The 12,257-nt window shown below is 61.7% G+C and carries 14 protein-coding genes; 7 read left to right on the forward strand and 7 right to left on the reverse strand.

What is annotated here, in order from left to right:
• Positions 1 to 166 precede the first annotated feature (166 nt).
• Together HU743_RS13240 and HU743_RS13245 are read right to left on the reverse strand one after the other, a co-directional pair.
• The gene (locus HU743_RS13240) at positions 167 to 1,111 is read right to left on the reverse strand and encodes a class I SAM-dependent methyltransferase (RefSeq protein WP_186649051.1); all 945 of its coding nucleotides are present in this window, start codon (positions 1,109 to 1,111) and stop codon (positions 167 to 169) included.
• Positions 1,112 to 1,125: 14 nt separating this feature from the next.
• A complete protein-coding gene (locus tag HU743_RS13245; RefSeq protein ID WP_186649053.1) occupies positions 1,126 to 2,496 on the reverse strand; it encodes an iron-containing redox enzyme family protein in 1,371 nt (456 codons plus the stop codon).
• A 201-nt stretch (positions 2,497 to 2,697) separates the two neighbouring features.
• Here HU743_RS13245 and HU743_RS13250 point away from each other — a divergent pair, with 201 nt between their 5' ends.
• Positions 2,698 to 3,228: a DUF4142 domain-containing protein gene (locus tag HU743_RS13250; RefSeq protein ID WP_186649055.1), complete on the forward strand. Its 531-nt coding sequence runs from the start codon at positions 2,698 to 2,700 to the stop codon at positions 3,226 to 3,228.
• 55 nt (positions 3,229 to 3,283) lie between these two features.
• Here the strand turns inward: HU743_RS13250 and HU743_RS13255 are convergent, their stop codons facing one another.
• The gene (locus HU743_RS13255; RefSeq protein WP_186649057.1) at positions 3,284 to 3,514 is read right to left on the reverse strand and encodes a hypothetical protein; all 231 of its coding nucleotides are present in this window, start codon (positions 3,512 to 3,514) and stop codon (positions 3,284 to 3,286) included.
• Between the two features lie 190 nt (positions 3,515 to 3,704).
• Between HU743_RS13255 and HU743_RS13260 the strand changes: the two genes are divergently transcribed.
• The 5 genes from HU743_RS13260 (at position 3,705) to HU743_RS13280 (ending at position 6,900) form a co-directional block, all read left to right on the forward strand.
• Positions 3,705 to 5,117, forward strand: coding sequence for a saccharopine dehydrogenase C-terminal domain-containing protein (locus HU743_RS13260; RefSeq protein WP_186649058.1), 1,413 nt, complete (start codon positions 3,705 to 3,707; stop codon positions 5,115 to 5,117).
• A 204-nt stretch (positions 5,118 to 5,321) separates the two neighbouring features.
• The gene (locus HU743_RS13265) at positions 5,322 to 5,585 is read left to right on the forward strand and encodes a hypothetical protein (RefSeq protein WP_186649060.1); all 264 of its coding nucleotides are present in this window, start codon (positions 5,322 to 5,324) and stop codon (positions 5,583 to 5,585) included.
• A gap of 88 nt (positions 5,586 to 5,673) precedes the next feature.
• On the forward strand, positions 5,674 to 6,225 hold the full coding sequence (locus HU743_RS13270) for an ATP-dependent Clp protease proteolytic subunit (RefSeq protein ID WP_186547962.1): 552 nt from the start codon (positions 5,674 to 5,676) through the stop codon (positions 6,223 to 6,225).
• Between the two features lie 184 nt (positions 6,226 to 6,409).
• Entirely contained in the window at positions 6,410 to 6,664 is a 255-nt protein-coding gene (locus HU743_RS13275; RefSeq protein WP_186632723.1) for a DUF6555 family protein, read from the forward strand.
• Positions 6,661 to 6,900 (forward strand): hypothetical protein, encoded by a 240-nt coding sequence (locus HU743_RS13280; RefSeq protein WP_186621436.1) that lies wholly within the window; start codon positions 6,661 to 6,663, stop codon positions 6,898 to 6,900. Before HU743_RS13275 ends, HU743_RS13280 begins: the two co-directional genes overlap by 4 nt.
• Here HU743_RS13280 and HU743_RS13285 read toward each other — a convergent pair.
• Together HU743_RS13285 and HU743_RS13290 are read right to left on the reverse strand one after the other, a co-directional pair.
• Positions 6,897 to 7,826 carry a ZIP family metal transporter gene (locus HU743_RS13285; protein WP_186547968.1) on the reverse strand — a complete coding sequence of 310 codons (930 nt, stop codon included), beginning with the start codon at positions 7,824 to 7,826 and terminating at the stop codon, positions 6,897 to 6,899. The genes HU743_RS13280 and HU743_RS13285 overlap by 4 nt on opposite strands.
• A gap of 33 nt (positions 7,827 to 7,859) precedes the next feature.
• On the reverse strand, positions 7,860 to 8,087 hold the full coding sequence (locus HU743_RS13290) for a PLD nuclease N-terminal domain-containing protein (RefSeq protein WP_186547970.1): 228 nt from the start codon (positions 8,085 to 8,087) through the stop codon (positions 7,860 to 7,862).
• Between the two features lie 256 nt (positions 8,088 to 8,343).
• Here HU743_RS13290 and HU743_RS13295 point away from each other — a divergent pair, with 256 nt between their 5' ends.
• Positions 8,344 to 9,072 carry a helix-turn-helix transcriptional regulator gene (locus tag HU743_RS13295; RefSeq protein WP_186649062.1) on the forward strand — a complete coding sequence of 243 codons (729 nt, stop codon included), beginning with the start codon at positions 8,344 to 8,346 and terminating at the stop codon, positions 9,070 to 9,072.
• A 26-nt stretch (positions 9,073 to 9,098) separates the two neighbouring features.
• Here HU743_RS13295 and HU743_RS13300 read toward each other — a convergent pair whose 3' ends face one another.
• Entirely contained in the window at positions 9,099 to 11,057 is a 1,959-nt protein-coding gene (locus tag HU743_RS13300) for a MacB family efflux pump subunit (protein WP_186649064.1), read from the reverse strand.
• 2 nt (positions 11,058 to 11,059) lie between these two features.
• On the reverse strand, positions 11,060 to 12,208 hold the full coding sequence (gene macA / locus HU743_RS13305) for a macrolide transporter subunit MacA (RefSeq protein ID WP_186649066.1): 1,149 nt from the start codon (positions 12,206 to 12,208) through the stop codon (positions 11,060 to 11,062).
• Between the last annotated feature and the right edge of the window lie 49 nt (positions 12,209 to 12,257).

Here is a 12,257-nt window from a genome sequence, read left to right on the forward strand (position 1 = left end):
CCACACGGGCCTTAGGGTGCCAGCCGGATCTGGGCCATTTCCCGGATTTTAATGTGGGAGCGAGCCTGCTCGCGAAGAGGCCCTAACATTCAACATCCATGTCGCCTGGGATGCCGCTTTCGCGAGCGAGCTCACTCCCACCCTGAAAAAGCCAGATTGTCCGCGCTCAGCGTTCTCGGGTCACGGTCAGGGCAACCACGGCGATGCGTTCGACGCGTTCGTAGCCGGGCTTGAGCAGTTCTTCGCTGAACACATCCGGGTCGAGTTCGCGATAGGTCCAGGCGTATTGTTCGCCGGCTACCATCGGCTCGATCGCCTGACGAAACGGATCCTGCCCCGCGACGATCGCCACTCCGGTGTACACCAGCAAAGTGCCGCCCACTTCCAGGCGCGGCAGCGACTCGCGCACGATACGCACCGACAGGCCTTCGCCCAGCGTGCCGCCGCCGTGGCGATAGGCGCGCTGCTGCTGATCGTTCATGTAAGGCGGGTTGGCAACGATCAGATCAAACTGCCCTTCTACGCTGGCCAGGACATCGCTGCGATAGACGCTGACGTTGCTCGCCCCGGCCAGTTCGGCATTGACCGCCGCCAGGCGCAGCGCCCGCGGATTAATGTCCACCGCGAGCACCTCGGCATCACGCCGCGAACGGCCCACCACGACCGCACCGATGCCGCTGCCGCAGCCGATGTCGACGGCGCGTCTGACCGGTGCGAAGCGTGTTTGCAACTGCGCGTCGATCGCCTGGGCGAAGCGATAACTGTCCGGGCCAAAAAATACTGCGTCAGTGTCGCTGGTCGGCCAGGCCGAATGCACAAACAACAGCTCGCCGAGCCGCGACCAGCGCACGCTACTGCGCCACAACGTGTCTTGGCGCTCGATCACCCCGGCGCGATCGAGCAGCGCCCGATCCTCGTCACTGAACAGCTCAGGATCGAACGGCATCGACCAACCGAATACATCGCGCCAATCCCGCGCCTGAGGCACCGGGACGCGCTGGTAGTAGCGCTCATGGGTCAAGGGTGACGGGGTGATGAACTGATAACCGCTGTCGAGCAAGCGCTTGCCCAGATCGAGCAACGCCCGATCCGCCGTTTGTTGTACTGACATGTTTCCTCCTGAAATCAGCGCAGTTGCCCGCGCAACTCGACAAAACGCCGGGTCGCAAACAGCCCCGCCGGCCGCCAGTGACGCCGGGCCGATAGCCACGGCAACAAGGCTTGCATCTGTTCGGCAGGCGTCAGCGGTTCGAGCTGTTCGCGCAGCGCGAGCAGCTCTGCATCCTCAATTTCGTCCTGAGCCGTGCCCGGGGCCTGAGCCGCGACGTGCGGCCGGGTCCGCGGGGCGTATTGCGTGTCAGTGATCCAGTCACGCAGCAGTTGTTTTTCATAGCCGCTGAACACCCCGAACATCACGGCCTCGCTGCCATCGATCAGTTGCCAGAAACGACTCTGTTCTACCGGCTCGCCGCGCTTGATCCAGCCTTTGCGCTGCAATGCCGCGAGGAACTCGCCCATCTGCCCCGGCACCGCCAGCCATTGATTGATCGTGCGATTTTCGAGGCGGCAATAATCGGAGTGCATGTGCTGACCGAACACGCATTTGCGTTCCAGCATGGCAATCACTTCCCGCTCCAGATCAAACGCCTGGATGACATCGGTCGAGCCTTTGCCCAGATCATTGAGTCGATACCCCAGGCTGACGCGCCGATAAAACGCCTCGCGCTCGGCGCCCAGCGGCAGCAACTGCAACAGCGCCTGCACGGCTTTGTGCGCGTGACCGGTACTGGCGTTGTCGATGGTCACGTGCAAGCGGAAATACTGCGGATCGATACCCAGCTCGCGCAGCTCATAGGTGCTGATCAACAAGTGCAGCGGCAACTGTTCGTAACCCAGGTTGTAGCCGATCACTTCCGGCAGAAACTCATCGCTGCACTGGCCCAGCGCGAGTTGCAACGCGCCTTGCAAATAGAGGTCGTCAGTCAGGCCACGCAGGTCGTCGCAATCGTGCTCGGCGAGCAGCTTGCGGTAGATCAGCACATGGTTTTGCCGAGGCAGGCCATCGCCCAATTCTTCCAGGTAAGTGTCGAGCAAATGGTCGAAACGCGGGTCCTGCCAGTGCGCGGCAATCCCGGCCAGCCAAGCGCCGTCCACTACTTTCGTCGGTGCCACATGCTGAATGAAATACAACGCGTGGGAGCGGTTGCGGAAGTAGCGCCGCTCGCCGCCCTGCTGACGCGCCTGCAAATATTCAGCGTATTGCGCGGCCACCGCCGCGCAACGATGCTGGGCCCACTGTTCAAGCTCTTCAGGGGTCGCAGGCAGATCGCTTGACAGCTCAGCCGCGCGGCGCAGTTGTGCTTGCAGCAGCGTCCTGGCTTGCCGACTGGCCTGTGAGTCCCGGGCCAGCAGCCGCTCATATTCCTGACGATACGAGGCCGCCTGAAAAGTACGCGTCGTGGAGGGGGTCTTGATCGCGGTTTCGATCATCGTCATGGCCGTTCACCTTCGCCTTGTGCGAGCAGTTTGTTCATGAACAAAAGAGTCGAACACGGAAAAAATAATTCCTTTTTTTTGCCTTGAACATGCGCTTTGCGCCGCTTGTCGCTCATGCGCCGATTTTTCTGAATCCTCGCCCAGCCGCTCAATCGAACCTCATGACCCCTGCCCAAAGCTGAACCGCAAAGGGATGCACCCATGAAAACGCTTGCCACCACATGCCTCGCCGCACTGCTCCTGAGCCTTCAGACCGTCACGCTGTGCTACGCGGTCACGCTTAATGCCTTCGTTGAAGAAGCCGCTGAACAGAGCCTGTTCCAGAACGACAGCGCGCGCATCGCCTTGGAAAAAAGTGCACTGCCCGACGTCAGGGACTTTGCCCGGCAAATGATCGCTGACCACGACCGCGTCTATTCGCAGCTCCAGAAACTGGGGCAAGCGTTGCGCATGGACGTGCCGGCGCAACCCTCGGTCGCCTCGAAAGCCAAGCGCCTGCGGCTTGAATCCCGCGACGAATCGTTCGACCGCGTCTACATCGACAGCCAGGCGCAGACCCTCGAACGCAAACTGATGCTGTTCAAGAAGGAAGCGATGTCCTCGGAGAACCCGCAGCTCAAGGCCTTCGCCAGCACCGAACTGCCAGGCATCGAAAAGCAGGCGCAAAAGGCCAAAGACTTGCAGGAACAACTCAAACCCTCGGCGGGCGCCCTGAAGTCTGCCAGGCCGTGAGGCTGGCGCGGTCGCCGCTATCGAAGGCAACGCCCGCGCAACCTCGCCCGCCGTCTCAATCGATCGGGCCGATATTGATGGTCAGGTCAGCGCCCAGCCCCGGCACCTTGGCCAACACGTCGACCGGCGTCTCGCTGGAAAAGTGCACCACATAACCCATGCCGCTGCCATCCTCCTCTATTGAGCTGACCCACAGTTCGACTTCGTCGGCGTCCAGCCCGAGGGCTTGGCCAAACTGACGGTGGCGGTGATCGGAATCGGTTTCGTCCATGGGGTAATCGTTCATGTGCAGCCTCCTCAACCGATGAATACGTGTTCGTGGATCGTCCTAACCATGGACGCCGGCGCTACTCCGGCAGTTCGTTTTTTTTGCCGCGGCTGCCCCTTGGCGCAATGCAACGGCACGGTCATGCACCGATGCGGTCGCAATAAAAAGACTTAGGTTTTTCTGCCCCGCCGCCTATCGGGAGAAGCGCATGCCAGCCGTACAACGCCAACCGTTTTGTGCACGTCTGATCATCATTGGCTATGGCAGCATCGGCCGTGGCGTGTTGCCGCTGCTGCTGCGTCACATCGAACTCGATCCAGCGCAGGTCTGGGTGATTTGCCCGTCCGGGGCCGCCGAGCAAGCGGCTCATGACTATGGCGTGCAGGTCGAGCAACAAGCGTTGATCGCAGACAACTTCCACGCGTGCCTGGAGCCGAAACTGCGCGCCGGCGATTTTCTCTTGAACCTGTCGGTCGAAGTGTCCAGCCAGGCATTGCTCGCTTTTTGCCAGACGCGCGACGTGCTGTATCTCGATACCTGCACCGAGCCTTGGGCCGGCGGGTATGACAGTGCCGAACAGCCACCCCAGGCCTGCACCAATTACGCCTTGCGTCACGGCATTCTGGCGTTGCGTGGCGCTCAGGACAGCGCCACGGCGATTCTCACCCACGGCGCCAACCCCGGCCTGGTCTCGCATTTGGTCAAGCAGGCACTGGAAAATCTGGCGGCGGACATCGGCCAGCAGCATCCGGTCTGTACTTCACGGGAGGATTGGGCGCGGCTCGCCCAAGCGTTGCAGGTCAAGGTCATTCACATCGCTGAATACGATTCGCAATATGCCGCCCGGCGCAAGGAGCCCGGCGAGTTCGTCAACACCTGGTCGGTTGAAGGCTTTATCGCCGAAGCGTGCCAGCCGGCGGAACTCGGTTGGGGCAGTCACGAGCGCGCATTGCCGGCCGATGCCCGACGACACCCCTACGGCAGCCAGGCCGCCATTTACCTGCAACGGCCGGGCGCCGCGACGCAAGTGCGCACCTGGACCCCGGGCGTCGGGCCGACCCTCGGCTTTCTGGTCACCCACAGCGAGGCTATCTCCATCGCCGAATACCTGACCGTCGGCGCAGGCGCACATCCCGATTACCGGCCGACCGTGCATTACGCCTACCGACCCTGTGACGATGCGCTGTTGTCGCTGCATGAACTTGCCGCTCGCCAATGGCAACCGCAACCGCGGCAACGCTTGCTCGACGATGACATCGCAGGCGGGCGCGACGAACTCGGCGTGTTGCTGCTCGGTCATGGGAAAACCGCCTATTGGTATGGCTCGACCTTGAGCATCGATCAGGCCCGCGCGCTGTGCCCGCACAACAGCGCGACGTCACTGCAGGTCACCGCGGCGGTCATGGCCGGAGTAGTCTGGACGATACGCAACCCTCGGCGCGGCATCCTCGAACCAGATGAGTTGCCGCACCGGGAAATCCTCGAGCTGTGCCGTCCTTATCTCGGCCCTCTGCAAGGTTTTTACAGTGACTGGACGCCGCTTGCGCAGCGCCATGTCGGCATTGATCCGCCAAGTGATGAGGAGGATCCGTGGCAATTTCGCAACCTGCGTTTCACGTGAACGACGCCCTATAACGGGCAATTCTTGGGACTCGCTGACCGCCTATCGGGCCAAGGCAAAACTTTCAAAACATTTTCGCGCTGACGGCTATCGGAAGTAGTGTCTGTTGCGATCAGGTCACGGTAGGCCATCTGACCCGCGGCGGACACCCATCAACCGCCACACAGGGATCGGGCGCGTGGCCCTTCCCCTTCGAGGTCCGCCATGAAAGCTTCGATCGAATCCCGGCCATGCGCCCCGCAACTGGAAAAAGCCGAAGAACCGGCCCATGAAATGGAAGTGTGTTCACTACCGGCTCACGTGCTCAGCGATACCCCGCAGGACACCGCCGAAACCCCGGCACTGGCCGTTTCCGTTGCCACACCGATCACGCGGCGCTGCTGTTACGAGCGCAGCCAGGGCATCGCTCAAGCAGAACGCCATTCAAGCGCAACGCACACCCGGCCGGTCTGCGAACGCGGCTCATGAGCGCCGCGCCGTTGCCGGCCGGCAGCCAGCATTCGCTAAACACCACCCAGTTGCGCAAGCGCCAGCCCCTTCAATTGCGAGGTGATTTATGCCAGTCCACGTCATTCATTTCACCGGCCCGATCAATGCTTCCACCTGCGGGCACTTGATCGAAAAAGCCTCGGCCGCGGTCCAGCAAAACGCTTCGAAGCTGATCGTCAACATTGCGACGATGGGCGGCGAATGCAGTTATGGCTTCACCATGTACAACTTCCTCTTGTCGCTACCGATTCCGGTACACACCCATAACCTGGGCACGGTGGAATCGATGGGCAACATCGTTTTTCTCGCCGGCCGTCATCGGTCGGCCTGTACCCACAGCAAATTTCTTTTTCACCCGTTCCATTGGCATCTGCAGGGCGCCGTCGACCACTCGCGCATGTCGGAATACGCCATGAGCCTGGATTACGACTTGTACCTGTATGCGCGGATCGTCGCCGAGCGCACCACCGAGGCACGGGAACGGCTCGAAACGGAAAAGTACCTGACCGCCGCCCCGCGCATCATCGATCCGTCACAAGCGCTGCTCTGTGGCCTGATCCACGCCATCGAACCGCCGATGATCAGCGCCGAATCGGTGACTTCGATCATCCACAGCTAAGCCCTCGCTTCAGCGCACGCGGCAAACCTCCAACACCCCATTGCATACGCCTCACGGCAGCGCCCGACGCTGGCTGTCGGGGGTTCGCCGTGAGGTTTTTTTGCCGGGCAATGCCGTTCATGAAATCGTTGGAATTTTTTCTTTGCGCCTTCACTCACTTGCCTATGAGCGTAAGGAGTAGCGCATGGGGCACACCGATATTTTCACCATCGAATACAAGCTGCACGGCCAAGCGAAGTCGTTCGTCATCCGCAGCAAAAGCATGTGCAACGCGGCGGCGTGGCACTGGGCAAGTTGTGACGCCGGTATTGCGCCCATACCCAAACCCGGGAAACCACCGCTCAAGGTCGTCTCCAAGCCCCAGGCCGAACGGTTCGGGATCACCGAGGTGAAATGGCGCGAGACGGCGGCACTGGACTGGACGGAGGCGTCATCATGATTTCGACAACGTCAAACGACTCGCGCGCCCACGTGGAAGAGGACGAACCGGCGCGTATCAACGCGTTGTTCTATGAAGCGGACCGGCTCGAAGAAAGCGCCTACCGGCTGTTCAATGACAGCCGCCGCGATGCGCAGACCTGGCAACGCTTCAACGAAGCCAAAGCGATGGCCGATGCCAAGCGGACCGAGGCGTATCAAGCGTGGATGCAGTTGCGCCGGCAGCCCCGGCGCTAACCCAGCGCCGTGTCGAGGAACATCATCACGCCAAACCCGAGCATCAGGCCCAGGGTGGCCGGGGTTTCATGGCCGTTGCGATGGGTTTCCGGAATGACCTCGTGGGACACCACAAAAATCATCGCCCCCGCGGCCAGCCCAAGAGCAACCGGGTATCCGAGGGCGAAGCTGTTGGACAGGCCCAGGCCGATGATCGCGCCCAAAGGCTCCATCAGCCCGGACCCCACAGCGACCAGAGCGGCGCGAATCGCCGAGATTCCCGTCACACGTAACGCCAAGGCCACCGCCAGCCCCTCGGGGATGTCCTGAATGGCGATGGCCGTGGTCAGCGGCAGGCCGACACTCATGTCGCCCTCGGCGAAGCTCACGCCGATCGCCATGCCCTCAGGCAGGTTATGCAGAGTAATGGCCAGCACGAACAACCAGACCCGATTGATCCGCTCGGCTTGCGGCCCGCGCCGCCCGCTCTTTTCGTGCTCGTGGGGGACGAAGCGGTCAAGCCCGACCATCAACGCGACGCCCAGCCCCAAGCCGACCACGACCACGCAGGCGGCGAGCAGCGGACTGTGGGTCAGCGTCTGCGCCGCCTCGATGCCCGGCAGGATCAAGGAAAACGAACTGGCCGCGAGCATCATGCCGGCGGCAAAACCGAGCATGGTGTCTTGTGTCCGCGCTGCCACATCGCGCAGCACCAGCGCCACCATGGCGCCCACCGCCGTCGCGGCAAACCCGGACAGCCCGCCCAGCGCAGCAAAGTGCAGGTTGTCCCGGTTGGCACTGACCAGGCCGGTGTAACCGCTGACCAGCAACAATACCGTGACAATGACCAGTGTCAGCCAGAACGACAGCGCGCCCCAGCCGCTGCGCGACAACTGACTCAGCCAGGCGCGCAGCGGTGCGGCGAAAGACGATGCAGGTTGCGACATGAAGCCCCCTGTTGGCAAAAAGTGAATCGATGATCAGCCCTTGCTGTGTTCCGGCGACGACGGCCCTTCCTTGACCCCGCGCGGGCCGGCAATGCCCCAGACAATCAGGCCCAGCACCGGAAACACGATCAGGCCGATGGCCCAGGCCGCTTTCACACCCACGGTTTTTTCACTGCGAAACACACTGACAATGGCCCACAGATCGACCAGCAGAATAATCACAGCGATACCTATCGAAAAATAACTGACGGCTTCGTTCATGACGCAGTCCTCCACAGGTTGGTACAGATTTGGGCCTCGTGCTTACGCCAGCGTTCAAAAAAATCCCGGCGAGACTGGACCGCCATGCCTGTGCCAGCATGGAGCCGCTTCTCGTCGGCCGAACGGCGCTTGATTGAACGCAAGCTGAAACGTTGTACTAGGATAGGATCCAAACCTGCAGCGTTTCACCGGTCAAGGAGCTTCACGCCGGTGTTTCAGGCACACGCGCCACTCATTGCCACTCATGGATGAAGACATGAATTCACACCTGTTTCCGCACATCGGCAAAGTCATCGCCAGCACCGGCAGCCGCCATTTTCCGCGGATGTTGCATGACCTGATCCGTACGCAACTGGCGGTCGACGCCACGCATATCCGGCAGATGCGCGTCGAATCGGTGGTTGCGCGCAGCGAGCCCGACCCCGCAACAGAAGCGGCGTTATTGGCCGAAACGCTGTTCTGCGAGCACAGCGACGCGTTACCGCCCGTCCCCACCACGACCGCCACCGACGCCTCGCAACTGCACCTGACCCGGCGCAAGGACGGTTACCGCTACGTGATTTCGGTGTACCGCAACGATCAGTCGGAGCGGTTTTCCGCCCGCGAGCGCAGCCTGTTGCAGGACATCTCCCCGGTCCTGCTGCCAATGGTGGAAAAACACATCAACGCCCTGCAACCGCTGGATAATGACCCGCAAAGCCCGGCGACCACGCCAGAGAGCGGCGGGCTGGAGACTTTGCGTCTGCGCTTTAATGAACGTTTGCAGCAATTGGGGCTGAAACTGTCCAGCCGTGAAAGCGAAGTGTGCATCGGCCTGCTCGCCGGGCAGACGGCGCCGGAACTGGCCGCGCAGTTGCAGCTGAAGGTCAACACCGTGGAAAGCTACCTCAAGCGCGCGGCGATCAAACTGGGCATCAGTGGCCGGCATTCACTCATGAAGTGGATGTATTCGCCGCAGCACAGCTCGGCCACCGGCGTCGCCTGATGACCGCGCTGGCACGAGCTTGAGCCTCAGTCCCGTGCCAGCGCCTCGATCGGGTCGAGCCGCGAGGCGTTACGTGCCGGCACGAAACCGAAGACGATGCCAATCAGCGTCGAACAGAACACCGCCGTCAGCACCGAGCCCAGCGAAAACACCATTTCCCACTCTTTGATGAACACCGAAAACAAATGGCCGATGGCATATGACAGGGAAATGCCGATCGCGCCGCCGAGCAGACAGACCATCACCGCCTCCACCAGAAACTGCTGCCGAATGTCCGACTGCCGCGCGCCGACGGCCATGCGGATGCCGATCTCGCGGGTGCGTTCGGTCACCGACACCAGCATGATATTCATCACGCCGATGCCGCCGACCACCAGCGAAATCACCGCGATCAGCGACAGCAGCAACGCCAGTGAGCGGCTGGTCTTCTGCACGGTCTGCATGATGCTGTCGAGGTTGTTGGTGAAGAAATCCTTGGTGCCATGACGCTGCAGCATCAACTTGTTGACGTTGTCTTCTACCACTTTGCTTGGCTGGCCGTCCTTGATACGCACGCTGATGCTGTCCAGATAGCGCTGGCCCAGCAGGCGTCCGGCAGCGGTTTCGTAGGGCACCCAGACGTTGAGTGATTTGCTCGCGGCGAACAGGTTTTTGTTTTCCGCTGCCACACCGATCACGGTGCACGGCAGATTGCCGATCAGAATCACTTGTCCGAGCGGATCGACCTGCTCGCCGAACAGACGCTGACGGGTCTTGTGATCGATGACCACCACCTGGGCCTGGCGCCGCGCATCGCTTTCACTGAAGTGAATGCCCGCCGCCATCTTGATTCCGCGTACCTGGAAATACAGGTCGCTGACGCCGTTGACCTGGGCATCGACGTCGATGTTGCGGTAGCGCAACAGCAGATTGCGCCCGACCACCGGCGTCGCGCTGTCGACGTAATACAGCTGATTGAGCGCCGCGACATCGGCGGGCACCAGGGTTTCGATGGCGGCGGAACGGCTGTCGCCGAAACTGGTGCCGGAATAGATATCGATGGTATTGCTGCCGATCGCCTGGATGTCCTTGAGTACATAACGCTTGGCCCCCTCGCCGATGGCCGAGATCGACACTACCGAGGTGATGCCGATGACAATGCCGAGCATGGTCAGCAAGGTGCGCATGCGGTGCGAAATCAGCGCGACCCAGGCCATGTTGAAGGCTTCCTTGAACAGCCCGAGGCTGGCGACCAGACGCCGCGCCGCGGTGGCTGGCCGCGCGGCCGGCTCGTCAGGGGACGACGCTTCGCTGTCGCGCACGTTGCGCCGGTCGCTGAGGATCTCGCCATCGCTGACCTCGATGATGCGCTCGGCATTGGCCGCGACTTTCGGGTCGTGGGTCACCAGAATCACCGTGTGCCCGGCCGCGTGCAGCTCTTGCAGAATGTGCATCACCTCCTTGCCGCTGGTGGTGTCGAGGGCGCCGGTCGGCTCATCGGCGAGGATCACTTCGCCGCCGTTCATCAAGGCGCGGGCGATACTCACGCGCTGTTGTTGGCCGCCCGAGAGTTGGCTCGGTCGATGCGTCAGGTGCCGCTCCAGGCCCAGGCGCGCCAACAGCTCGCGGGCGCGCGCATGGCGCTGCGGCTCCGGGGTCCCGGCATAAATCGCCGGAATCTCGACGTTGTGCATGGCGCTCAGGTGCGGCAGCAAGTGATAACGCTGAAAGATAAATCCGAAGTAATCGCGGCGCAGTTCGGCCAACGCCTCGCTGTCGAGGTCACGGGTTTCCCGGCCGTTGATCTTGTAGCTGCCGGCGGTGGCGTAATCGAGGCAGCCAAGAATATTCATCAGGGTTGATTTGCCGGAGCCGGACGCACCGATGATCGCCACCATTTCCCCGGCATGGATGCTCAGGTCGATGTCTTTCAGCGCTAGAAATTCGCGGTCGCCAGCGGTAAAACTGCGGGTGATGCCGCTCAGTTGCAGCAGGGCTTCGGCCATGATCAGGACCCCGCCACGGCGGACACCGGATCACCGATCACCACCCGATCGCCTTCAGCCAGACCGTCATTGATCTGCACCTTGACGTTGTTGTTGATCCCCACCTGCACATTGCGCGGCTGGGCCTGGCCCTTGGCGTCGAGTACGCGCACCGGAAAACTGCCGTCGCTGTTGCGCGCCCCGAGCGCCGCGACCGGGATGGTCAACACTGACCGGGCCGTGTCGAGCACTACGCGCACCTGCGCGGTCATCGAGATACGCAAGCGATGGTCCGGGTTCGGCACCTCGAACAAGGCGTTGTAAAACACTGCCATGTTTTGCTTCGGCGTGCCGGCGGGCGGCGTTTCGAGGAAGTTCTGCGGCGCCGGTTCAGTGCCGCGCAGCTTGCCGTAATAACGCTTGTCTTCGCCCAGAATGGTGAAATACACCGCCTGCCCCGGCGCGATGTGAATCACATCTGCTTCCGAGACTTGCGCCTTGACGGTCATGGTGTCCAGGTCGGCGAGTTTCAGCAGAATCGGCGCCAACTGATTAGCGATCACCGTCTGGCCTTCTTGGGTGACGATGCCGACCACATCGCCATCAATCGGCGCAATGATCCGCGTATACGCCAGATTGACCTTGGCGGTGTCGATCTGGATATGCGCACTTTTGATCTGTGCCTCCAGCGAGAGCAGGTTGGCCTGCTGCACTTCGTAATTCGATTGCGCGGTTTCGAAGTCCTGGCGAGAAATGGACGCGTCCTCCTGCAAATTCCGATAACGCTCGTACAACGCCTTGGTCTGCCGCAACTGGGCCTGGGTCGCGCGCTTTTGGGCTTGCAGGTTTTCTTCATCGACCTGGGCCTGGCGCAGAGTGTTCTGCAATACCAGCGGATCGATTTCCGCGAGCCACTGGCCCTTTTTCACCTTGTCGCCGACCTTGACCTTGAGCGACTTCAATTGCCCCGATACCTGCGCACCGACATCGACCTGCTTGATGCCCTCCAGCAACCCGGTGGCAAGCACCGCGTTCTCGATGTCACCGCGTTCTACCGTGGCGGTCAGGTACTGCGGCGCCTCCGCCGGCGCCTGCACCGCGTACAACAGCAAGCCGGCCACTGCCGCCAGCGCCACACCCATAGCGACTTTGCGCAACTTCGACTTTTCCATAAATGACTACAAATCCGTTCAGGGTTGAGCCCGGCCAGCGACCGGGCTG

Origin of the sequence: Pseudomonas sp. SWRI99, from assembly GCF_014270125.1 — a bacterium.
In the GTDB taxonomy this organism is placed as follows: Bacteria; Pseudomonadota; Gammaproteobacteria; order Pseudomonadales; family Pseudomonadaceae; genus Aquipseudomonas; species Aquipseudomonas hamedanensis.

What these genes read in the sequence shown, in the direction of transcription:
- HU743_RS13285 (WP_186547968.1), bottom strand. Translation starts at nt 7,826, where the DNA reads ATGTCGCAACCTGCATCGTCTTTCGCCGCACCGCTGCGCGCCTGGCTG.
- HU743_RS13280 (WP_186621436.1), top strand. Translation starts at nt 6,661, where the DNA reads ATGATTTCGACAACGTCAAACGACTCGCGCGCCCACGTGGAAGAGGAC.
- HU743_RS13290 (WP_186547970.1), bottom strand. Translation starts at nt 8,087, where the DNA reads ATGAACGAAGCCGTCAGTTATTTTTCGATAGGTATCGCTGTGATTATT.
- HU743_RS13255 (WP_186649057.1), bottom strand. Translation starts at nt 3,514, where the DNA reads ATGAACGATTACCCCATGGACGAAACCGATTCCGATCACCGCCACCGT.
- HU743_RS13300 (WP_186649064.1), bottom strand. Translation starts at nt 11,057, where the DNA reads ATGGCCGAAGCCCTGCTGCAACTGAGCGGCATCACCCGCAGTTTTACC.
- HU743_RS13250 (WP_186649055.1), top strand. Translation starts at nt 2,698, where the DNA reads ATGAAAACGCTTGCCACCACATGCCTCGCCGCACTGCTCCTGAGCCTT.
- HU743_RS13275 (WP_186632723.1), top strand. Translation starts at nt 6,410, where the DNA reads ATGGGGCACACCGATATTTTCACCATCGAATACAAGCTGCACGGCCAA.
- HU743_RS13245 (WP_186649053.1), bottom strand. Translation starts at nt 2,496, where the DNA reads ATGACGATGATCGAAACCGCGATCAAGACCCCCTCCACGACGCGTACT.
- HU743_RS13265 (WP_186649060.1), top strand. Translation starts at nt 5,322, where the DNA reads ATGAAAGCTTCGATCGAATCCCGGCCATGCGCCCCGCAACTGGAAAAA.
- HU743_RS13295 (WP_186649062.1), top strand. Translation starts at nt 8,344, where the DNA reads ATGAATTCACACCTGTTTCCGCACATCGGCAAAGTCATCGCCAGCACC.
- HU743_RS13240 (WP_186649051.1), bottom strand. Translation starts at nt 1,111, where the DNA reads ATGTCAGTACAACAAACGGCGGATCGGGCGTTGCTCGATCTGGGCAAG.
- macA (WP_186649066.1), bottom strand. Translation starts at nt 12,208, where the DNA reads ATGGAAAAGTCGAAGTTGCGCAAAGTCGCTATGGGTGTGGCGCTGGCG.
- HU743_RS13270 (WP_186547962.1), top strand. Translation starts at nt 5,674, where the DNA reads ATGCCAGTCCACGTCATTCATTTCACCGGCCCGATCAATGCTTCCACC.
- HU743_RS13260 (WP_186649058.1), top strand. Translation starts at nt 3,705, where the DNA reads ATGCCAGCCGTACAACGCCAACCGTTTTGTGCACGTCTGATCATCATT.